Source organism: Agathobaculum sp. Marseille-P7918 (assembly GCF_964248325.1).
In the GTDB taxonomy this organism is placed as follows: domain Bacteria; phylum Bacillota; class Clostridia; order Oscillospirales; family Butyricicoccaceae; genus Agathobaculum.
Genome location: NZ_CAXTXI010000012.1, coordinates 35,637 through 56,564, shown reverse-complemented (window position 1 = coordinate 56,564; position 20,928 = coordinate 35,637). Strand labels below are relative to the sequence as shown.

General features: G+C 55.1%; 21 protein-coding genes and 1 tRNA gene. 10 read left to right on the top strand and 12 right to left on the bottom strand.

What is annotated here, in order from left to right; translation table 11 throughout:
• Positions 1–4 precede the first annotated feature (4 nt).
• Both ACESSO_RS14140 and ACESSO_RS14135 read right to left on the bottom strand, forming a co-directional pair.
• The gene (locus ACESSO_RS14140; RefSeq protein ID WP_373166167.1) at positions 5–1,072 is read right to left on the bottom strand and encodes a C4-dicarboxylate TRAP transporter substrate-binding protein; all 1,068 of its coding nucleotides are present in this window, start codon (positions 1,070–1,072) and stop codon (positions 5–7) included.
• A gap of 52 nt (positions 1,073–1,124) precedes the next feature.
• A complete protein-coding gene (locus ACESSO_RS14135; protein WP_373166166.1) occupies positions 1,125–2,150 on the bottom strand; it encodes a zinc-binding alcohol dehydrogenase family protein in 1,026 nt (341 codons plus the stop codon).
• Between the two features lie 296 nt (positions 2,151–2,446).
• On the opposite strand from ACESSO_RS14135, the gene ACESSO_RS14130 reads away from it, so the two are divergent.
• Positions 2,447–3,115, top strand: coding sequence for a GntR family transcriptional regulator (locus ACESSO_RS14130; RefSeq protein WP_373166165.1), 669 nt, complete (start codon positions 2,447–2,449; stop codon positions 3,113–3,115).
• 57 nt (positions 3,116–3,172) lie between these two features.
• A complete protein-coding gene (locus ACESSO_RS14125; RefSeq protein ID WP_373166164.1) occupies positions 3,173–3,604 on the top strand; it encodes a hypothetical protein in 432 nt (143 codons plus the stop codon).
• A gap of 70 nt (positions 3,605–3,674) precedes the next feature.
• Here ACESSO_RS14125 and aguB read toward each other — a convergent pair whose 3' ends face one another.
• Together aguB and aguA are read right to left on the bottom strand one after the other, a co-directional pair.
• Positions 3,675–4,538, bottom strand: coding sequence for an N-carbamoylputrescine amidase (aguB, locus tag ACESSO_RS14120; protein WP_373166162.1), 864 nt, complete (start codon positions 4,536–4,538; stop codon positions 3,675–3,677).
• A 36-nt stretch (positions 4,539–4,574) separates the two neighbouring features.
• Positions 4,575–5,669, bottom strand: coding sequence for an agmatine deiminase (gene aguA / locus ACESSO_RS14115; RefSeq protein ID WP_373166161.1), 1,095 nt, complete (start codon positions 5,667–5,669; stop codon positions 4,575–4,577).
• 121 nt (positions 5,670–5,790) lie between these two features.
• Between aguA and ACESSO_RS14110 the strand changes: the two genes are divergently transcribed.
• The gene (locus ACESSO_RS14110; RefSeq protein ID WP_373166159.1) at positions 5,791–6,375 is read left to right on the top strand and encodes a hypothetical protein; all 585 of its coding nucleotides are present in this window, start codon (positions 5,791–5,793) and stop codon (positions 6,373–6,375) included.
• Positions 6,376–6,506: 131 nt separating this feature from the next.
• On the top strand, positions 6,507–7,418 hold the full coding sequence (locus ACESSO_RS14105) for a YitT family protein (RefSeq protein WP_373166158.1): 912 nt from the start codon (positions 6,507–6,509) through the stop codon (positions 7,416–7,418).
• A 135-nt stretch (positions 7,419–7,553) separates the two neighbouring features.
• Here the strand turns inward: ACESSO_RS14105 and ACESSO_RS14100 are convergent, their stop codons facing one another.
• The 5 genes from ACESSO_RS14100 to ACESSO_RS14080 form a co-directional block, all read right to left on the bottom strand.
• A complete protein-coding gene (locus ACESSO_RS14100) occupies positions 7,554–8,489 on the bottom strand; it encodes a thiamine pyrophosphate-dependent enzyme (protein WP_373166157.1) in 936 nt (311 codons plus the stop codon).
• A 1-nt stretch (position 8,490) separates the two neighbouring features.
• On the bottom strand, positions 8,491–9,690 hold the full coding sequence (gene porA / locus ACESSO_RS14095) for a pyruvate ferredoxin oxidoreductase (protein ID WP_373166156.1): 1,200 nt from the start codon (positions 9,688–9,690) through the stop codon (positions 8,491–8,493).
• The gene (locus tag ACESSO_RS14090; RefSeq protein WP_373166155.1) at positions 9,690–9,995 is read right to left on the bottom strand and encodes a 4Fe-4S binding protein; all 306 of its coding nucleotides are present in this window, start codon (positions 9,993–9,995) and stop codon (positions 9,690–9,692) included. Before ACESSO_RS14090 ends, porA begins: the two co-directional genes overlap by 1 nt.
• Positions 9,995–10,570, bottom strand: coding sequence for a 2-oxoacid:acceptor oxidoreductase family protein (locus ACESSO_RS14085; RefSeq protein WP_373166154.1), 576 nt, complete (start codon positions 10,568–10,570; stop codon positions 9,995–9,997). Before ACESSO_RS14085 ends, ACESSO_RS14090 begins: the two co-directional genes overlap by 1 nt.
• Positions 10,571–10,980: 410 nt before the next feature.
• Positions 10,981–11,880: a precorrin-6B methylase gene (locus ACESSO_RS14080; protein ID WP_373166152.1), complete on the bottom strand. Its 900-nt coding sequence runs from the start codon at positions 11,878–11,880 to the stop codon at positions 10,981–10,983.
• Positions 11,881–12,051: 171 nt separating this feature from the next.
• Between ACESSO_RS14080 and ACESSO_RS14075 the strand changes: the two genes are divergently transcribed.
• From ACESSO_RS14075 to ACESSO_RS14050, 6 genes are all read left to right on the top strand, one after another.
• On the top strand, positions 12,052–12,435 hold the full coding sequence (locus ACESSO_RS14075) for a metal-dependent transcriptional regulator (protein ID WP_373166151.1): 384 nt from the start codon (positions 12,052–12,054) through the stop codon (positions 12,433–12,435).
• A 65-nt stretch (positions 12,436–12,500) separates the two neighbouring features.
• Entirely contained in the window at positions 12,501–13,190 is a 690-nt protein-coding gene (locus ACESSO_RS14070; protein WP_373166150.1) for a tRNA1(Val) (adenine(37)-N6)-methyltransferase, read from the top strand.
• A gap of 20 nt (positions 13,191–13,210) precedes the next feature.
• On the top strand, positions 13,211–14,083 hold the full coding sequence (rsmI, locus tag ACESSO_RS14065; protein WP_373166149.1) for a 16S rRNA (cytidine(1402)-2'-O)-methyltransferase: 873 nt from the start codon (positions 13,211–13,213) through the stop codon (positions 14,081–14,083).
• 128 nt (positions 14,084–14,211) lie between these two features.
• Positions 14,212–14,892, top strand: a complete 681-nt coding sequence (locus ACESSO_RS14060; protein ID WP_373166148.1) for a response regulator transcription factor — start codon at positions 14,212–14,214, stop codon at positions 14,890–14,892.
• A gap of 2 nt (positions 14,893–14,894) precedes the next feature.
• Positions 14,895–16,457, top strand: coding sequence for an ATP-binding protein (locus ACESSO_RS14055; protein WP_373166147.1), 1,563 nt, complete (start codon positions 14,895–14,897; stop codon positions 16,455–16,457).
• 84 nt (positions 16,458–16,541) lie between these two features.
• Positions 16,542–16,617: transfer RNA gene (locus tag ACESSO_RS14050), tRNA-Met, on the top strand.
• A 291-nt stretch (positions 16,618–16,908) separates the two neighbouring features.
• Here ACESSO_RS14050 and ACESSO_RS14045 read toward each other — a convergent pair.
• From ACESSO_RS14045 to ACESSO_RS14035, 3 genes are read right to left on the bottom strand one after another with little or no spacing between them, the layout of a single operon-like run.
• Positions 16,909–17,904: an NAD(P)-dependent oxidoreductase gene (locus ACESSO_RS14045; protein WP_373166146.1), complete on the bottom strand. Its 996-nt coding sequence runs from the start codon at positions 17,902–17,904 to the stop codon at positions 16,909–16,911.
• A gap of 12 nt (positions 17,905–17,916) precedes the next feature.
• Positions 17,917–19,200 (bottom strand): aspartate aminotransferase family protein, encoded by a 1,284-nt coding sequence (locus ACESSO_RS14040; protein WP_373166145.1) that lies wholly within the window; start codon positions 19,198–19,200, stop codon positions 17,917–17,919.
• A 1-nt stretch (position 19,201) separates the two neighbouring features.
• A complete protein-coding gene (locus ACESSO_RS14035; protein WP_373166144.1) occupies positions 19,202–20,860 on the bottom strand; it encodes a M20/M25/M40 family metallo-hydrolase in 1,659 nt (552 codons plus the stop codon).
• Positions 20,861–20,928 lie beyond the last annotated feature (68 nt).

Below are 20,928 nucleotides of genomic sequence, written 5' to 3'. Positions count from 1 at the left end.
CCAATCAGGCCTGCTTGCCCATTGCCTCGCAAACAGTCTCGTACAGGCCGTCGGACCAACCAAAAGTATCGCCCATGTCATAGAAGGACTGTGCCTTGTCCTTGAAGCCCTGCAGCACTTCTTCGGTCGGCTCAACAACGGTAACGCCCTCGTCCTTCATCTGCTGCAGGTAATCCTGTTCCTGCTGGTCAAGTACTTCGTTGTTGTACAGACCGGCTTCATTACCCGTTTCGATCAGCCAGTTCTGCTGCTCCTCAGTCAGGCTGTTGAACCAGTCAGCCGAGCAAACCCAAGTGGTGAAGTTCAGCACATGACCATCCAGAATCAGGTACTTGGCAACCTCGTGCAGCTTGCGGCCATACAGAGTGGCAATCGGGTTCTCAGCGCCATCAATGGTCTTGGTCTGAAGCGCCTGATAAACGTCACCCAAATCCATGCCGGTAGACACTGCACCCAGAACGTCAAAACCATAGGACTGAATCTGGTTGTTCGGCACGCGAATCTTCATGCCGGCAAGGTCCTCAACCGAATTGACCGGAGAAACCGTCAGCGTGTGACGAGCGCCATACTTCCAGTCCGAGGTCAGAATCTTAAGGCCCTGCTGCTCAAGCTGTGCGCACTGGTCAGCATACCAGTCGGACTCGATGAGCGTCCAGCACTCATCCCAGCTGTCAAACAGGAACGGCCCGAACACGATACCGAAATCCGGTACGCCATAGTCTGCGTAGAACGCGCCGTCAGCCAACGTACAAACCGGCTCACCCAGCATCATGGAATCAATCAACTCATTCTTGCTGCCCAACTGGCTGTCCGGATAAGGCGTGATGGTCATGGTGCCGCCGGAAGCCTCTTCCAGCAGTTCCGCCCACTTCTCAATGCCCTGACCAATCGGCTCGGAGATCGAGTTCTCAAAACCAATCTGGAGTTCGATCACATCACCCGAGGTAGACGCAGCATCGCCGCCAGTGCCTGTCGAACCCCCGTTGCCCGAACCGCCGCATGCGGTCAAGCTCGCCGCCATCGCACCACACAACAGCATGGCCAGCAGTCTCTTGCTTACGTTTGCTTTCATAGTGATTCTCCTTTTCTCTTTTCTTTTATTTACTACACCATTGCCGTGCCGCTCAGGTGAAGTCGATAACAACCTTCAGCATCTTGCCTGCGTTTGCAGCAAACTCCTCAAACGCCTTGGGCGCGTCCGTCCACTTATATGTATTGGTGACAATCTTGTCCAGCGCAACGCCGCCGCCCTTGACCAGTTGAATCAGCTCGAGGAAGTCCTTCTTCATCGCATTGCGTGAGCCGTAGATGTTCAGCTCCTTCTTCTGAATGATGGTGAAGAAGAAGTCTTCGATATTGCGCTTGGAAACACCAATCAGAACCACGCGCGCGCCGAAGCAAGCAGCGTCAATGCAGTTCTGGAAGGTGTTCGGCAGGCCGACCGCTTCGATGGTCACATCAAAGCCGTCGCCGTTGGTTAATTCTGCAACGCCCTTTTCAAAGGCTTCGGGCGACTCGTTGAGCAGCTTGTGATCCAATTCGAAGGTCTTGTAAGCGTAGTCCAGCTTATCCGGTGCAACGTCGCAGATGGTAACCTCTGCGCCCTTAGCCTTGGCTGCAACCGCTGCCAGCACACCGATGGTGCCTGCGCCGACTACCAGCACGCGCTCACCCGGCTTAACATCCGCGCGAGAGACGCCGTGATAGCTGATACAAAACGGCTCAATCAGCGCCAGTACCTTGGGGTCAAGACCCTGACCATCATAGATGCGCTCAATCGGCATGGTGATGTACTCGGCAAAAGCGCCTTCGCGCTGCACGCCCATGGTCTGGTTATCCGTGCAGGCGTTTACCAGACCGCGCTTGCAGGAATAGCAATTTCCGCAATTGAAATACGGGTTGCAGGTGACAATCATGCCCGGTTTGAGACCCTTGTCATTATCGTCGATCTCAATGATTTCCGCCGAAAACTCATGGCCCGGAACGCGCGGATAGGATACATAGGCGTTTGCGCCGCGATAGGAACCCAGATCGCTGCCACAGATACCGCCATAGAGCAGCTTGAGCAGTGCCTCGCCCGGCTTACGAACCGGCATCTCCCGTTCCACGATTTCAACCTTGCCCGGCTCCTTGATGCAAATTGCTTTCATCTTTTTCCCTCCAAACTTTCTTTTGTTCGGGTTTTTCCCGCTAAAATTAGTCTCAAAATCTTGTATATCACTTGTATACAAGTTGTTCTTTACTTGTAATCTTATTCCCCTCTTTCCCATTTGTCAATTCCTGTTTCACGTTTTTCCCAAAAACCGTGAGTTTATCCAATCCAGCTCAATGCAATATGTCTAAAATCACGAACCAGCGCCGTTCTTTCACCTCTTGCAAAATTCCTCCAATCCGATATAATAAATTTATCAGGGTGATTTACGCCCCTTCGGAGGTATCAACATACATGTCCACTGCGAAAACATCCTCAATGCAGTCACAGGCCTATGATTTTATCAAAAGAAAAATTACGATGTGCGAGTATGCCCCCAATCAACTGCTCAGTGAAGCCGTTTTGCAGGCGGAACTGGGTTTCTCCCGTACGCCAGTGCGTGAAGCCATCGGCCGTTTGGAACAGGAGGGCTTGCTCAAAGTGTTTCCCAAACGCGGCATTGTTGTGTCCGGCTTTACCATCAGCGATATCAGCATGATTTTCGAGGTGCGTCGCCTGGTGGAGCCTTACACACTGCGCAACTACGGCAGTCGGCTTGATATGAATAAAATTGCAGAGTTTTCCAAGATTTTTCATGATCATGCTGACGCAGAAGAGTTTACAGGCTTTTATGAGTTGGATGACCGGTTTCACTCCACATTGGTTTCGGCCCTGCCCAACGAATACCTGTCCGACCTCTATTCCCGCATCCAGACGCAGATTATCCGTTTGCGCGTCATGAGCGGCCAAATGATTGAAAGCCGCCTGCAACGGACAATGACGGAGCACGCAGAAATAGCGGATGCCTGCCTGGAGCACAATTGGGAGCGCGCCTCTCTGGCCATGGTGCAGCATCTGCATTATTCCGAAGAGTCGTCGCTGGCAACGCTGCTTAAGGGCTATAGCAACACCAGCATTGTTTGACTTTGATTCCATCTTATGTCTGAGCATGTCCCGTCATGCAGAAAGGATTGCAAAAACATGAAAAACGACAAGGACGCCTCCTACTTCAGCCGCTATCGCGCGGCTGCCATACGCTTTGAAATCATCGGAGGCGTACTGCTTTTGGTCGCCATCGTTCTTAATCTGCTTATCGGGAATAGTCTGCTGCCTGTCAGCCTTCTGCTGGCCGCATTCGGCGCATTCCTGCTGATTATCGGCGGCTCCAGCCTGCTCCCGCACAATCTGGTCAAGGCTTTTGCCCAGCAGTGCGCACGTGAGCCGGGTCACGAAATCGCACAGGGCCTGCTTGACGCGATCGAAAGCGATAAAAAAATCCGTCTGGTGCAGAAATCTATTGACAGCGTGGATTTTGCCATCGAAGTCTATGAATGTCTGGACGATGCTGACCCGGAACTGATCCGCAAGCTACGCGAAGCCAAGGAAACACACATCGCCAAAAAGGCCTTCTGATTTTACCTCAACAGACAGCAACGCCCGCTGCAGCTTCAGCCGCAGCGGGCGTTTTTGCTATCCCGTATTCTTATCCGAAATGCCCCATGGTACCATACATTTCCGGCCGACGGTCGCGGAACACGCCCCAACTGCGGCGCAACTCACGGATTTCGTCCAGATCGAAGGTATGCGTCAGGATGCCGGTTTCCTCCCGTCCCGCCTGCTCGACCAACGCGCCCGTCTCGTCGGCAATGAAGGACGAGCCGTAAAACGTCAGGCTGGAGGACTGGTTCTGGTTATCCGGCGAGGGGGTCACAGTCTCTGTCCCGACTCGGTTTGCCGCAACGAGCGGCATGATGTTCGCCGCCGCGTGTCCCTGCATGCAGCGCCGCCAGTGCGGCATGGAGTCGCAGTCGAGAATTGGCTCGGAACCAATCGCCGTCGGGTAAAACAGCAGCTCCGCGCCTTGCAGCGCCATGCAGCGCGCGGACTCCGGAAACCACTGGTCCCAGCAAATGCCCACACCAATCTTGGCGTAAGCCGTATCCCATACGCGGAAACCGGTATCGCCCGGCGTAAAATAGAACTTTTCCTGATAGAAATGGTCGTCCGGAATATGGGTCTTGCGATACTGCCCCAGAATGGTGCCGTCCGCATCAATCACCGCCACCGTGTTAAAGGTGGTGTTGCCCACACGCTCATAATAGCTGACCGGCAGCACCACATGGAAATCATGCGCCAGCGTGCGTAGCACATTCACCGCCGGATTTTCCTCCAGCGTGGTCGCCAGATGATAGTTTTCGTAATTCTTTTCCTGACAGAAATACCAGTTTTCAAACAATTCGGGCAGCAGAATAATCTGCGCGCCCTGCGCCGCTGCCTCGCGTACTTTTTCCGTCGCGGTTTCCAGCCCATAGGTCATCTGAATCGCAGCTACGGTCACTTTGCTCATCGTTTTTTCTTCTCCTTTGTGGTTATCCGTCTCCGCTTATGCACGGGGAATCTGCTGTGTGATGCAGTGGATGTTGCCGCCGCCAATCAAAATGTCGCGCGCGGGAATCGCCACGACCTGACGCGTCGGGAACAAGTCCTGCAAAATCGTCTGCGCTTTTTGGTCCATCGGATCGTCAAAGGCCGGCATAACGATTGCTTCATTTGCAATATAAAAATTGACATAGCTCGCCGCAAGCCGTTCGCCCGGCGTGCGCGTCGGCTCACCGTCGCACAAATCCAGCCCTTCACATTCCTCAGCCGTAATGGTCACCGGTGCGGGCAGCGGCAGCTTGTGCACGCGGATTTTGCGTCCCTTTGCGTCGGTCGCTGCCTCCAGCACGGCCAGACTCGCCGCCGAAAGCGCATACTGCGGGTCGTTTTGGTCGTCCGTCCACGCAAGTACGACCTCGCCGGGCGCGGTAAACGCGCATACGTTGTCCACATGCTCGTTGGTCTCATCGTTGTAAATGCCGCGCGGCAGCCAGATCACCTTGGAAACACCCAGATACTCGCACAGCGTGCGCTCGATCTGCTCTCGGGTCAGGTCAGGGTTGCGTCCCTTGGACAACAGGCACGCTTCGGTTACCAGCGCGGTGCCCTCGCCGTCGACATGGATGGAGCCGCCCTCGCAGATAAAGTCCCGCTTATCGTAGCAGTCGTTTTCCAGCAGGTCGCAGAACTTGCGCGCCACGCGGTTGTCGCGCTCCCAGCTCGGATATAAGCCATCGAACGATCCGCCCCATGCATTGAAGCCCCAGTCGATACCGCGGCGCTCGCCCTTTCCGTTTATGACAAACGTCGGTCCAACGTCGCGCGCCCATGCGTCGTCCGTTTCCATCACGACGAGCCGCACCCGCTCGGGCAGCTGCGCACGCGCGTTGTCATACTGCCCCTCCGAGCATAAAACGGTCATCTTTTCGCTTGCCGAAATGGCCTCAATCACCCTCAAAAACGCCTTGCGCGCGGCATATGCGCCGTACTGCCACGAATCCGCCCGCTCGGGCCAGATCATCAGGCAGCCCTCATGCGGTGCAAACTCCGCAGGCATAGAAAACCCGTCTTCGGCGGGCGTAGTGTGTAAAATTCTCATACCATTTCTCTCCGTCCTGTTTTCTCCCTAATAGGGTACAACATTTCGATAAGACTTGCAAGATTTTCCCGGATATGTTACACTAAATATACACACTTTATCCTTTTATCAGGAGGAAATCATGTTTAGCTATCCTTATTCCTATACACATACCTATACGTATACTCCGTTTTTCTCTGTTATCCTTCCGATTATCGCAGCGATTGTCATTATTGCAGGCGGCCTTGCGCTGTACTTCCTGTTTGTCCGCAAGCCCAACCGTTTTCAAGGCACGGCCGCAAAGCTGCATGATGCACTCAACTTCCGAACCTTCTATACCGAAAAGCTCATCCGTGCGCTGTACTGCATCACGGTTGTCGGTATCGTGATTTACAGCGTCGCGCTGTTGTTCTCACACTTCTTTACCGCCCTGCTGCTGTTTGTGCTCGGCAATCTGGCGGCGCGCATCGTGTATGAATATGCGCTTTTGCTGCTTGTGCTGTGCCGCAACACGCAGGAAATCAACCGCAAGATGGGACCGCTCCCCGAAGAGCAGCCGGTTCCGCCTGCCCCCGGCGCCGGCCCGGCACCTGCCGCTCCGCAGCAGCCCCCTGTGCCGCCGGTCAACCCGCAGCCGTCCGTCCCTCCGCAGACAGACGCTCCGGTACCGCCGCAGGAAGCTCCTCAGCAGCCGCCTGTGCCTCCGCAGGACGGTCAGCAGCCATAACATAAGTTCATACTCCCCTTCGGAATTTTTCACAGCGGCGTGCAGAATGTCGGTTAACTTCTGCGCGCCGCTGTGCTATAATATAACCGAACATCCACCGGCTTCACAGCCGGTCAAAGAGGGGGATTTTCATGCAGTCAAAGCAAGCATCGGGTGCCCAAAACACCCATCCGCAGAGCGGCTGGGAGCCGCCGCTCACCGGACAGGCACGCCGTCTGTTCCTCATCGTACTGGCTTCGGTTGTGATGGCGGTCAACATCAAGAGCTTTGTCGATGCCGGCGGACTATTTCCCGGCGGATTTAACGGTCTGACTCTGCTCATTCAGCGCAGCGCACAGCAATTTGCAGGCATAGCGTTGCCGTTTACTGCGATTAACCTGCTGCTCAACGCCATTCCGGCTGTCATCAGTTTCCGGCTCATCGGTAAACGCTTCACCCTTTATTCCTGCCTGATGATTGCACTGACCAGTGTATTGACCGATATTATCCCCTCTATGCCGCTGACCAACGACGTTCTGCTCGTCTGTATCTTCGGCGGCATCATCAATGGTTTTTCGATCAGCCTTTGTCTGCTTGGCCGCGCCACCAGCGGCGGCACAGACTTCATTGCGGTCGCCCTCAGCGAACGGCTGAATGTAGATGCATGGAATTACATCTTCATCGGCAACTGTCTGATGCTTGTGGTGGCAGGCATGCTGTTCGGCTGGGATAAAGCGCTGTACTCCATCATCTTTCAATTCGCCTCGACGCAGGTTGTCCATCTGCTCGACCCACGCTTCAAGCGCACGACGCTGTTCATCATCTCTAACCGTGCGCCGGAGATTTACGAGCAAATCAAAGACACCACCCACCACGGTGCTACGCTGTTTCACGGCACCGGCCTGTATAACGGCGAGGAGCGCGACCTGATTTACTCGGTCATCACCAGCGATCAGGTTAAGGAGATCACGCGCGCCGCGCGCGAGATTGACCCGCACGCCTTCATTAACATTCTGAAAACCGATCAGGTGGCGGGCAACTTCTACCGCCGCCCGCACGACTAACAGTGTCTTGTTTGAAACTACAGTTTCGAACGAAGAGGCAGCGCGCGGACACCGCCCAAGCTACGCGAGAATTACTCTACCGACACAAAAGCCGTTTCGTTCCCGAATGGGAGCGAAACGGCTTTTTCATTGATTTCAGTTGCTTTCGCAGCGGTTGAGCAATTTCTCCCACTGTTCGTCGACGTACTGCTGCGCGGCTTCGAGCGTCCACTCATTCCCCGGCTTGAAGCAGTGCTTGAAGCGGCCCTGTAATTTCATAAATTCAGTGACAGGCAGCTTGTTTTTCGGCATGTAATTCAAATGCCACTTGCCCTCGATTACCTCATACAGCGGCCAGACGCAGGTCTCGACCGCCATTTTGCAGATTTCGGGCAGCAGTTCGGTCGAATACTGCCAGCCGCGCGGGCAGGGCGACATAACATTGACAAATGCAGGCCCTTCCGTATAAATTGCGCGATGTGCCTTCTCATGGAAATCCTTGAAGTTGCCGAGGAAGGTGGTCTGTGCCACATACGGGATATTGTGCGCGACCATAATCTCGGTCAAATCCTTCTTATTCTGCTTTTTGCCAACCGAAACCGTACCCGTCGGGGTGGTGGTCGCGCTGGCAAAGCGCGGTGTGGACGACGAGCGCTGAATACCGGTATTCATATACGCCTCATTATCATAGCAGAAGTAAACCATATCGTGTCCGCGCTCCATCGCGCCGGACAGCGACTGGAAACCGATGTCATAGGTACCGCCGTCGCCGCCGATAGCAAGGAATTTATAGGTGCCGTCCAGCTTACCCTTGCGCTTGAGCACATTGTACGCCGCCTCGACGCCGCCGCAGGTCGCGGCCGCATTCTCGAACGCGGAATGGATGTAGGAATCCTCCCATGCGGTGTAGGGATACAGGAAGGACGAAACCTCGAGACACGAGGTCGCGTTGCATACAACCGCCTTGTCCCCCTCATCGAGCGCACGCAGCATACCGCGGCACACCAGACCCGCGCCGCAGCCCGCACACAGGCGATGACCGCCGACAAAGCGCTCGGGCTTGGAAAGTTCTTTCTTATGATTGTACGCCATGTCAGAGCACCTCCGTTTCGCTGCTGCGCTGGCCCATGTGGATGTATTTCGGTCCCTTGCCGCCGTTTTCGGTCAGCAGGAACAGGTGGTCGTACACCCGCGCGATATCCTCTGTCGCCACATCACGGCCGCCCAGACCGTACACCACGTCAATCAGCACCGGACGCTTCTCCAAATCATAGCACGCAGCACAGGTCTCGGCGTAAATCGGGCCGCCGCAGGCGGAAAAGCCCTCGCTCTTATCCATCACGGCGACCGCCTTGACATGGCTGAGCGCCTGCGCGAGTTCCTCGGCCGGGAAGGGACGGAACACGCGAATCTTGATAAGGCCCACCTTGCGGCCCGCCGCGCGCAGCTGGTCGATGCAGGCCTTGGCCGTGCCCGCGGTCGAACCAATCAGCACGAGCGCGACTTCTGCGTCCTCCATCTGGTATTCTTCAAAAAAGCCGTATTTGCGGCCGAAGGTCTTTTCAAAGTCCGCTGCAACATCGAGAATCGCCCGCTTGGCATTTTTCATCGCCTCGGCCTGCTGTACTTTATGCTCCATGTAATAGGGCGAAACGTCGTACGGGCCGACGGCCAGCGGTGTTTCCCGGCCGATCAGCGCATGCTCAGGATGATACTCGCCCACAAACGCCTTAACCGCTTCGTCCTCTTCGAGCAGAATGTTCTCGACCGCGTGCGAGGTGATAAAGCCGTCCTGACAGACCATAATCGGCAGGCGCACGTCGGGCGTTTCCGAGATACGCATCGCCTGCAAATAGTTGTCATAGGCCTCCTGATTGTTCTCAGCATATAACTGAATCCAGCCCGCATCGCGTGTGCCCATCGAATCCGAATGGTCGTTGTTGATGTTGATGGGGCCGGTCAGCGCGCGGTTGACGCATGCAAGCGTAATCGGCAGGCGGGCGGATGCCGCCACATACAGCAATTCATACATATACGCAAGGCCGCAGGACGAGGTCGCGGTGACCGCACGCACGCCTGCCGCCGACGCGCCGATGCAGGTGGACATGGACGAATGCTCGGACTCGACCGTCACATACTCGGTATCGACCTGTCCGTTCGCCACATACTGCGCAAAATACTGCGGAATCTCGGTCGAGGGCGTGATAGGGAACGCGGCGAACACGTCCGGATTGATTTGCCGCATGGCATAGGCAACCGCCTCGTTGCCCGAAAGCCGGTCTCGAATGCTCATCACTTTTCCTCCTTCACAAAGTCGATTGCGCCGAAGGGGCACACCTTCCAGCAGATGCCGCAGCCCTTGCAGTGGTCAAAATCAAAGTCCGTGCGCTTGCCGTCACACACCGGAATGGACGAATCCGGGCAGAACGGCGCGCAAAGCAGACACTGTTTGCATTTTTCCTCATGCCAGACCGGGATATTGGCGCGCCACTCACCGGTCATGGTCATACGGGCGGTGCCGCCCTCGTAAATCTCGCCGCCCGGTGTCAAATCCTGCCACGGCGACTGCTCATTGATATCCTTTGCGCTCTTTGCCATTATCCGCGCACCTCCTTGAGAGACTGGGTCAGGCATTCCATATTACCTGCGATAACCTGCGGCTTGGTCGCAAACTTATGCTTGAAGGAAACCTCCATATCCGACTGAAACCGCCACGGGTCGAGCACACCGCTGACCTTGACAATCGCGGCCAGCATGGGCGTGTTGGGGAAATACTTGCCAAGCGTGCGCTCGGAAATCGCGCGCGCGTCGATGGTATAGACGCGGCCCTCATAGCCGCGCAGCAGCGGACGCACCTCATCAGGCGACTTGTGCGTGTTGATGACGATAGCCCCCTTAGGGTTGAGTCCGTGCGTCACATCGACCGACTGCAAAAGCGTCTCATCGACCACAACGACGTAGTCCGGCTCATAGATATTGGAGTGAATCGTGCACCGCTCATCCGAAATGCGGTTATAGGCCGTAATCGGCGCGCCCATGCGCTCCGGGCCGTATTCGGGAAAGCCCTGCACATACTTACCCGATGCAAACGCCGCGTCCGCCAGCAGCAGGCAGGCGGTCTTGGCGCCCTGTCCGCCGCGGCCGTGCCAGCGAATCTCCACCATGTTTTTCATGCTGTTTCCTCCTCGTATGTTCTTTGTCCTGTCCATCCAAGCGCGGGGCTTTCCGCGGGTGAAAACAAAAAGGCTTTCGTCCCCGTAAAGGGACGAAAGCCTGTCGAAAACTTACGTGTAACCACCCGTTACTGCATACCATCATACGCGCTTCCTGTAACGGGGAAAACCGTCAGCACCTACTCCCCCACAGGGTTTCGGGCTGCAACTCCGGAGTGATATTCGGCATCGTCCTACTGGCGCCGGACTTACACCATGCCCCGGCTCGCTGCGGCGTTGGGATGCGATCCTACTGTCTCCCTCATCATCTTTGGCTGTTTTGTTGTAACTGCACTTTATTATAATAAAGGGGTAGAGCAATGTCAATCGGCATTTCGCACAAAAACAATTGTTTCTCCTGCGCGGACACGTCAAGCCTTGCCCGAAATCAGCCATGGCGCAGGCTCGGTGACAAAGGTATGCTTGCTGCTCAGCTTGGACACCGCAATCTGGATGACCTCGGTCTCTCCGATGCCATAGCGTGCAAACAAATCCGGGATGGACGCGGCACAGCGGAAGTCCAGCGTATAAATGACAAACTCCATATGCGGGTTGATGCGCAGCAGGCATTCGATCTCCTGCTCCATGCTCGCAGAAGCGACCAGCATGGTAAGCGACGGCACAGGCAGGTTCTTCATCGTTTCGTCATCCACATGGTCGATAATCTGTATGTTGTTCAGACCGAACTGCTCGATATTCTCCTCCATCGTGCGGCGGTCGTTTTGGTTATACTCGACCGCAATGACCGTACCCTCTCCTGCGATGATCGCGGACTCGACCGCAATTGACTCGCCTGAGATAATACACACGGTATCATCGTTTGCGATGTGCATTTTGTTGAGGATGACCGCACGAATCTCGCTGCCGACATAGTGAATCGACCCGCGCGAAAAGCTCGAGTTGCGCATACCGATCTTGTAGGTCGAGCGCGCGGTCGGATTGAGAATCAGCATCGCCGCCGAAGCGTTGATGCCGCGGTTAATCATATCGCGCAGCTTGTTGTGCTGAATCGGACCGGAGGGGTCGGAGCCGGTATTGTACCACACATCACACTCGCCCAATCCCGCATCCCACATGCGATAGAAGATGTCTGCATGACCGGCCTCGGTGAATACAAGCACCGCGTCGTTGGATTCCACGGTCGGGATCAGATTTTTGTTCTTGCGGGTAATGTCGAGAATTTTGACCTTTTCCAGATCAACCTGCGTGTTTTCCGAAAAATATTGCAGCCAAGCGAGAATCTGCGTATTGTTGAACATCTGCTTATCCATTGCGGTCACTCCTTTTTGTCCGTATAATTTATTATAGCACAGCGGCAAAGCAAATGAAAAGCCCCGCAGAGACGTTTTTGTTTGCCGCCGCCGCTGCGCTCCTGTTGCCAAAAAACGTAAGACATGCTAAAATAAATATATTATCCCTAAGCATCAAAGGAGGCCGCCCCCGTGAAAATACAGGAAAGCGCGGAAAACTATCTGGAAGCGATTCTCGTGCTGACGCAGCGCAACGGGCAGGTGCGGTCGATTGACGTGGCCCACTACACCGGTTTTTCCAAGCCGAGCATCAGCCGCGCGGTCGGCTTGCTGCGGGACAACGGCTATGTTTCCATCGACCAAAACGGTTTGCTCGGTCTGACGGAATCCGGTCTGCACATCGCGGAAACCATCTACGAGCGCCATACGGTGTTGACCGAGCTGCTGACCATGCTGGGTGTTTCGCCCGAAACCGCAGCCGAAGACGCCTGCCGCATCGAGCATGTCATCAGCACGGAAACCTTTGAAAAGCTCAAAGAGCACGCGCGCCGGCATCGCGGCGACGCCGAACAATAACTCAAGTGCCCCAAGGCCGGCCGGTTAAGGCCGGCCTTTCGCATACGCCGCAAGGAGGAAAACCCATGCCGCAAACCATCGAAGTCCTGCCGAACGGGCTGAAATTATGGCAGGACGACCGTTTTTTCAAGCTCGGACAGGACAGCGTACTGCTCTCCGCATTCGCCAAACCGCGCCGGAACGCCAAGGTGCTCGACCTCGGCTGCGGTACGGGCGCACTCGCGCTGCTGATTTACCGTCCCGACCTGCGCATTACAGGGCTGGAATTGCAAGAGGACGCGCTTGCGCTATTCCGTCGCTCGATTGTGGATAACGGCGTAGGCGTTACCGCCATGCAGGGCGATTTGCGCGCGATTCGCACGATTTTCCCGCACGGCAGCATGGATTATGTCATCTGCAACCCGCCTTATTTTGACCGCACGGCGGGAAAAAGCGCTCCCTCCCCCGAAAAACGCACCGCCCGGCAGGACGGCACTTGCACGGTGGAGGATGTGGCGGTCGCCACTTCCTTTGTGCTGCACACGGGCGGCAAGGCCGCCTTTGTATTCCGTCCGGAACGGATGTGGGTGCTGCTCGAAGCGCTCGACCGCGTGCGGCTCGTTCCCAAGCGGCTGCGATTTGTGCATCAGAACGCGGCTGCCGCGCCCAGCGCCGTGCTGGTCGAGTGCCGGAAGGGCGGCAGCGCGGAGGGCCTGAGCGTCGAACCGCCGCTGCTGGTCGAGAGCGAGGAATACCAAAGAATATACGAAAAATAATTTATTAAGGAAATATTACAATGAGTGAAATTGCATTATATCTGGTTGCCACACCCATCGGCAACCTCAGCGATTTGTCGCCCCGTGCGCGCGAAGTACTCTCCTCGGTGGATTTCATCGCGGCCGAGGACACGCGCGTCACCCAAAAGCTGCTGACCGCCTGCGCGCTGCCCAAAAAGCCGCTGATTTCCTACTATGAGCACAACCGCCGCGCACGCGGCGAGGAAGTACTCGCCAAGTTGCTCGCCGGCGAAAGCTGCGCGCTTGTAACCGACGCGGGCACGCCCGCTGTCTCCGACCCTGGTGAGGATTTAGTGGCTCTTTGCGCGGCCCATGACGTGCCGGTCATTCCGATTCCGGGCTGCTGCGCCGCCGTGTGCGCGCTGGCGGCTTCCGGCCTGCCGACCGGCCGCTGGTGCTTCGAAGGCTTTCTGTCGGTCAACAAAAAGGCGCGGCGCGAGCATCTGGACGCGCTCCAAGGCGAAAAGCGCACGATGATTTTCTATGAAGCGCCGCACAAGCTGTGCGCCACGCTGCGCGACCTCGCGGAAGCCTTCGGCGGCGAGCGCCGCATTTCGCTTTCGCGTGAGCTGACCAAGCTGCACGAGGAGACCCTGCGTTTTACACTTTCTGAAGCTGTGCAGTATTTTGACCAAACCCCGCCGCGCGGCGAATTTGTGCTGATTGTCGAGGGCGCGCCCGATATGCCGGACACGCCCGAGGATGCGGACGCGCGTCTGCAAGCTGCCGCAGATGAGGTGCGCCGCCGTGTCGCACAAGGGGAAACGCAAAAGGACGCAGTCAAGGCAGTATCCGCTGAGGCCGGTGTGAAAAAGAATGCGCTGTACCGCCTTGTGCTGGAGCAGGAGGAGCAGGAAAACGCAGACGACTGACCCACCGCTGCGCCGCCAGAATACACAACATTATTTCAAGAAATCCTCTATCCCTTTTCTATTTGTTCACACAACGGACAAACTTTCCCCGTATACTTTGCTATATATCAACACAGAGGTGGGATATGATGTCTACGATTTTGATTGCCGATGACGAGGCGCGCATTCGCCGTCTGGTCAGCGACTTTTTGAAGCGCGACGGCCACAACATTGTGGAGGCCGCCGATGGGCGCGAGGCCATGCAAATACTGGAAACCCGGCATCCCAGTCTGGATCTTGCCATTCTGGATGTGATGATGCCCGGCATGGACGGCTTTGAGGTGCTGCGTGAGCTGCGCGCACAGGAGCGCGGGGACAAGCACCTGCCCGTCATGCTGCTGACCGCCCGCGCGGAGGATGCGGATCAGGTGCGCGGATTAGAGGACGGCGCGGATGATTACGTCACCAAGCCGTTTTCCCCCATCGTGCTGGCCGCGCGTGTGCGCGCCCTGCTGAAACGAGAAGGCCGCACCGCCGCACCGGTCGAGCAATTCGGCGCGCTGTCCATCAATGAACTACGCCGCGAGGTATTGGTCAATAATACCCCGGTTGATCTGACCCCGAAGGAATACGAACTGCTGGTCTATTTCAAAAACAACCGTGCCATTGCCCTGTCGCGCGAGAGCATTCTCAACGCAGTCTGGGGCTACGACTATTTCGGTGATCTGCGCACGGTCGACACCCATGTCAAAAAGCTGCGCGCCAAGCTGGGCGACTGCGGCTCGATGATTGCCACCGTCCGCGGTTACGGCTACCGTTTTGAGGGATAAAGATGAAACACGGTTCCATCCGGTTTAAGTTTTTTGCCGCGATCAGTGCAGTTGCGCTGGTCTTTATCGGCATGCTGCTGCTGCTCAATCTGTTCTTCTACGAGGATTACTACATGATGACGCGGCGTAATGAATTGCGCGACGCCTATCAGAGCATCCGCAGCAGCTATACGGGCAGTGTGGATGACATCGCCACCGTGCTGGACAACTATGAAAGCCGGAGCGTAATTCGTCTCTCCATCGTGGCAGCAGACGGCACGGTACGCTATTCCTCCTTCTTCTCGCCGGGTAACGGTAACCCGACCGGCGGCGAATCCTCCTTGCAGGGAACCTTCCAATTGCCGGATTTTGATTTGTTCGACCAACAGCGACGCGGCTATGCCATCCTGCAATCCATCGCCCAAAGCGTCAATCTGGATACACTTGTCAAGCATAACTATCAGTTTTTAAACGTTTCGCTGTGGGACGGCGATCAATACCTGTGCCTTGCCGGTACGCTGGACAGCCGGGGAGAAAACTGTCTGTTTGCCTATATGCCCTATGCCTATATTGAACAGAACTCCTCGCTCAATCTGGTTTTCCTGCTCATTGCGGGCGGCTGTGCGCTGCTTATCTGTCTGATTTGCGGCTATTTTATCTCGCGTCAATTCACCCGACCGCTGATTGATATGGCAGGTGTTGCCGACCGTATGAGCGAATTGGATTTCTCGACCAAGTGTCCTGCCGGCGGCAGCGACGAAATCGGTCACCTTGGTCAATCACTCAACCGCCTGTCCGCCTATCTGGAACAGACCATCGGGGAACTCAAGCAGTCCAACGATCAACTCGCGCAGGAAATCGAAAAGAAAGAGCGTATTGACAGCATGCGGCGCGAATTTATTGTCAATGTATCGCATGAGCTGAAAACCCCTATCGCGTTGATACAGGGCTATGCAGAGGGCCTGACCGCCGGCGTGGCAGACGACCCGGAGGATCGGGAGTTTTACTGCGACACCATTGCGGACGAAGCCGACCGCATGAACAAGCTGGTCATGCAGCTGCTGAACCTGTCCAAGCTGGAACTGGGCGCTGAGCAAACCTTCTATGAGGACATTGATATCCACGAACTTTGCACAGAAGCTGTTCAAAAGACCAAGGTACTCTGCGAGAGCCGCGGCTTGACCGTGCATTTTGCAGATACCTGTGTCACGGTTCGCACAGACGGCGACCTATTGGAGCAGGTACTGATGAATTATCTTTCCAATGCAATCCGCTACACGGTGGACGGCGGACATATCGAAATCTCGGCAGCGAGCACGGATTCCGGCATCCGGCTGACTGTATTCAATGAAGGCGAGGGCCTGCCGGAAGAAGAGCTTCCGAAAATTTGGGAGAAATTTTACCGTACCGACCGCGCCCGAACCCGTGAAGCAGGCGGTACCGGCATCGGCCTGTCTTTGGTGCATGCCATTGCCGATACGCTGCACGGCTCCTGCGGCGCTGAAAATGTGCCGGGCGGCATTTCCTTCTGGTTTGAAGTGCCAGACACGCCGGAAAGCAGCGAGTCGGACGGGGAGTCACAATAATTTTTCTTATTTTTTCATTTTTCTCTTGACATCCACCATATCCCGTGGTATAGTAAATAAGCACTTCAAATGAAGGTCTTATATCGCGGGGTAGAGCAGTTGGTAGCTCGTCGGGCTCATAACCCGGAGGTCGTTGGTTCAAGTCCAGCCCCCGCAACCATTAAAAAGCACTGATTTCGAAAGAAATCAGTGCTTTTTTTTTACTCTCACTATTTCCGATCTTTTATGTACTGCAAAAGCGCATATTTCGCACATAGGCAAAACAAAGGTACTTCCTTTCACTTTTTCATACCGCCAGCTCCACACTTCTCCTGTGTATATTCTATCAAGTGGATGTCGACTTTATTGACGGAAAGCTCATTTGACGATTTGGCCGAGAGCGTGACGGACCATATCCATTGCGCTGCCACTGCAATAAGCGCCGCCTCCCATCCATAAATGGAGTTCGAGCCTAAACAGGGGCGGCCCCCACTTTGTTGACAATCCGGAATGCGCGCTGCCGCCTGTCAGTGAGACAGTCGATCAGATTGCGGCAGCTTAACCGCTGCAATGCTTCAATCGATCGTGCGCTGTAAAAAGCGGCATGCGGCGTGACAATCACGTTTTCCCGACCAAGGAAGGGGCACTGTGCCAGATCCGGCTTTTCCTCCCGCAGCACATCCAATCCCGCTGCGCGAATCCATCCTTCATCCAATGCGAGTACCAATGCCTGCTCATCGACACTGACACCGCGGGAAACATTGAGAAAAATCGGGTGCCGCTGCATGCGGCGGAAACAATCTTCGTCAAAAAAGCATTCGTTTTCCGCCGTCTGGTTCATGTGGTTACTGATCACATCTGCTGTTTGCAGCAGCGTATCCGTATCGGTTAGACACACACCCATCAGCTGTGTCTGTTGTTCATCTGCATGGGGATCTACGGCCATCACCCGCATGCCAAAAGCCTGTGCCCGCCGCGCCACTGCGCGTCCAATCTTGCCGAACCCGAATATCCCTATCACGCTGCCACAAAGCCCCATCGGCTGCGGTGCAGCATAATACTGCCACCGATATTCCCGGTCGACTAGCCGGGTATACGACTTCAGGTTTCGTTCCAATGCCAGCAGCAAAGCAATGGTATGATCCGCAACTTCCTGTGTACAGTATTCTCCAATGGCACAAACCGGAATATCACGCCGCCTGGTTTCCTCAAGATCGACGAAATTATAGCCCGTCGCATTGATGGAGATGGCCTTAAGCTGCGGCATCCGGTCAAGCGCCGTTCGGTCCAGTGGGATAAAGGCCGTGAGCAGGCCGTCCGCATCCGCCATTTCCCGGTAAAATGCTTCCGGGTCGGTATACGGATGCAGCACAATATCCGCATCCGGTATCTCCTGTCTCAAAAGCGCATATTCTTTGTCAATGTCACGTCCCAGCACATCCGGATAATCTGCAATAACGATTTTCATAGTGCTGCCTCTTTACGCCTCGGACATAGTTTCTTCAAACGACTGACGCAAAATTGTCATCGCTGTGTCGATCTCTTCCTTGGTCACGGTCAGCGGCGCAATAAAGCGCAACACATTTTTGTCGCAGCCGCATGACAACAGGAACAGTCCACGCTCCAGCGCAAGGGCAATGATTTGACTGGTGAGTTCACGGTTCGGCGAACCATCCGGATAGACCAATTCCATGCCGATCATCAGCCCCAGACCGCGCACTTCCCCGATGCTCGGATATGCTTGCTGCAACTTTTTCAGTTCCCCCATAAAATATTCGCCCATGTGTCGACCATTCACGATGACGCCGTTTTCCAGCGCGTCAATCGTTGCCAATGCTGCTGCACACGAAACCGGATTGGCGCCAAACGTACCGCCGTGCGCACCAGCCACCCATTTGTCCATTATTTCGGTCTTACCGATCACCGCGGACAGCGGCAGGCCATTGGCAATCCCCTTAGCGCAAGACATGATATCCGGCTTGACGCCATGGGTCTGCCATGCAAACATGTTGCCGGTACGGCCAAAGCCGGTCTGCACTTCATCAAAAATCAGCAGAATACCATATTTATCACACAGTTTACGCACATACTGCACCCATTCGCGCGGCGGTACCACATAGCCGCCTTCGCCCTGAACCGGCTCCATCAGGATAGCCGCCACCGAATACGGATCAATCAGGCGCTTGAACATGTCATCAAACTGCGTAAAATATTCTTTCGGGCATGCGCCGTCCTGCATTTTGTACGGTGTTCCGAACAGTTTAGGATATTCTGCAAAATAGATCGACGGCACCAGCCCCTCATAATGCTTGCGGTAGGCTGAATTGGATGCCGTCAAAGAAGTGCACAGCATGGTTCTTCCATGGAACGAACCCTTGAACGCGATGATCGCCGGTCGCTCTGTTGCATATTTGGCCAGCTTAATCGCGCCTTCGACCGCTTCCGCGCCGGAATTGGAGAAATACACCTTATATCCGCCGCCCATCAGGCCCACCAGACGCTCTGCCAGTGCCGTTTCCACCTCATAATGGAACAGGTTGTGGCAACAGTGCACCATTTTGTCCAACTGTTCTTTGGCCGCCTGCACAACCGTTGGATAATTGTGACCCAGATTATTGACCGCGATGCCGCTGGCGAAATCCAGCAGCTTTCTGCCGTCATCCGTATAAAGGTACCTGCCCTGTGCATGCGAAATTCCAAACGGCAGCGCATGCAGCGCCATCGGCGGCATCACTGCCGCAGAACGTTCCTGTAATGTAGCCATATCAAGCCCTCCCCGCTTCGCTAAAATAATACTGAATGGTTTTGAGTATAAATTTCGGCAGTTTGCCGAAAGAATACGGCATATAAATGCGCTCGGTCCATTTGTGACAATCCTTGCCCCAAACACCATAATTTACCGCCGGAATATTTAGTTCTTTGGCCGTTGTCAGCGGCACTGGATACAACTTTTCATACCCTGGGAAGCACGCCTGCAGCATGGCGATCGAGTCCGCGTCGTCGTCGATCTTCAGATAGCTGGAATCGGTCAGACTGGGGAAAAACTGCTGCAATTTCATTTGCTCCCCACTCTCCGCCGCAAATTCTGCGGCAATCTTCTCCACTTCGGCAAACACCAGTGCCTCCTCAGGCACCTCACGCTTGAGCGTATTATGCGGACAAAACGGCGTTGCAAAAAACACAACCACGGTTGGTGTCTTGATGTCACACAGCTCGCACAGTGCCTGCACGATGCGCAGCGAGGTGAAACGCATATCATCGCCTGCTGCAATAGAGTCGTCTGTTACACGGTCGATGAAAGCATCCAAATCGCCTTCGTATACTGCTTGTGCCCGTTCATAGACCTCGCGGTAATCCAATACCTGTGTTTTTTCCATCAGGCTGGAATACTGATTGCCGGACAGCTTCGCATATACTTTGTAGCGCTCATCTGCCTGCTGCATCACATTATTAAGCGCAGTGCGCGCAGCGTCCTTGAGCAGTGCCATGCTGTCTGTGACCTGTCGGTTGTGTACAAAGTAGTTGAAATAGACACAAGCATTGTGCGGCGTCTGCACATTGTAACATGGCTTGAGATCCTGCATTTTGAGCACAGTCGGCGGCAAGGTATATTCCCCCTGATATCCGTCACAGAAATCCGGATTGCGGTCGATCAAGCGAACCAGCTCGGCCGCGGTCAGGTCGGGCGAAAAGCCCTCGAAGCACTGTGCCACGTGGGTCTCCCGACCAATGATATAAAACATTGGCAGCAGTTTACCGACCGCGCCGGTATACACATATCGTGTGGTATCGCCGGCATACATGGGACAGATGAAATCGTTGTTGATCGCCAGCCGAAAACGCAGATTGTGCTCCTTTTGAAGCGCCTGTATCAGCGGCAATTCCTCAATGATGCCGCGATGCAGTGTTTCCTCGACCGGATTGAACGACAGCAACAGATTTCCGTGCATCTTGTCCAGTGCCTGTGCCAGATAGCGCGCCAAAACCAGAAAAACCGCATCTCCACCCTTCATGTCACATGCGCCGCGGCCGAATAAATAATCTCCGGATTCCAGATCATGTCTGACTTCCTCGGGCAGTTCCGCCGACCGGAGCATCTCAGCGAGCTTTGCACAGTCAAACGCATACGGCTCATACTTCCCATAGTCGTCCACATCTACCGTGTCGATGTGACCATGCAGCATGATGCAGTCCCGCTCGGTTCCATCTCCGCCCTTGAGCAGCGCCACTACGTTGCGCCGGTGCAGCGGGTCGTCTTTCAGCGGCTGCGCGATCACCAGTTCTGGATGCGCCTGAAAATACGGTATTTCACGCAAATAGGCTTCGATAGCATCAGCGATGTCTCGTTCGCCGGATGTACCGTTGACGCTGGGAATGGCGACCAGTTTCTCGGTCAGCGCTTTGATTTCTTCCAAAAACTCCATGAAGATTTCCTCCTCATTTCATATTGTATACGGTATACAATTCATATCTGAGAGAAACGCTTCCAGTA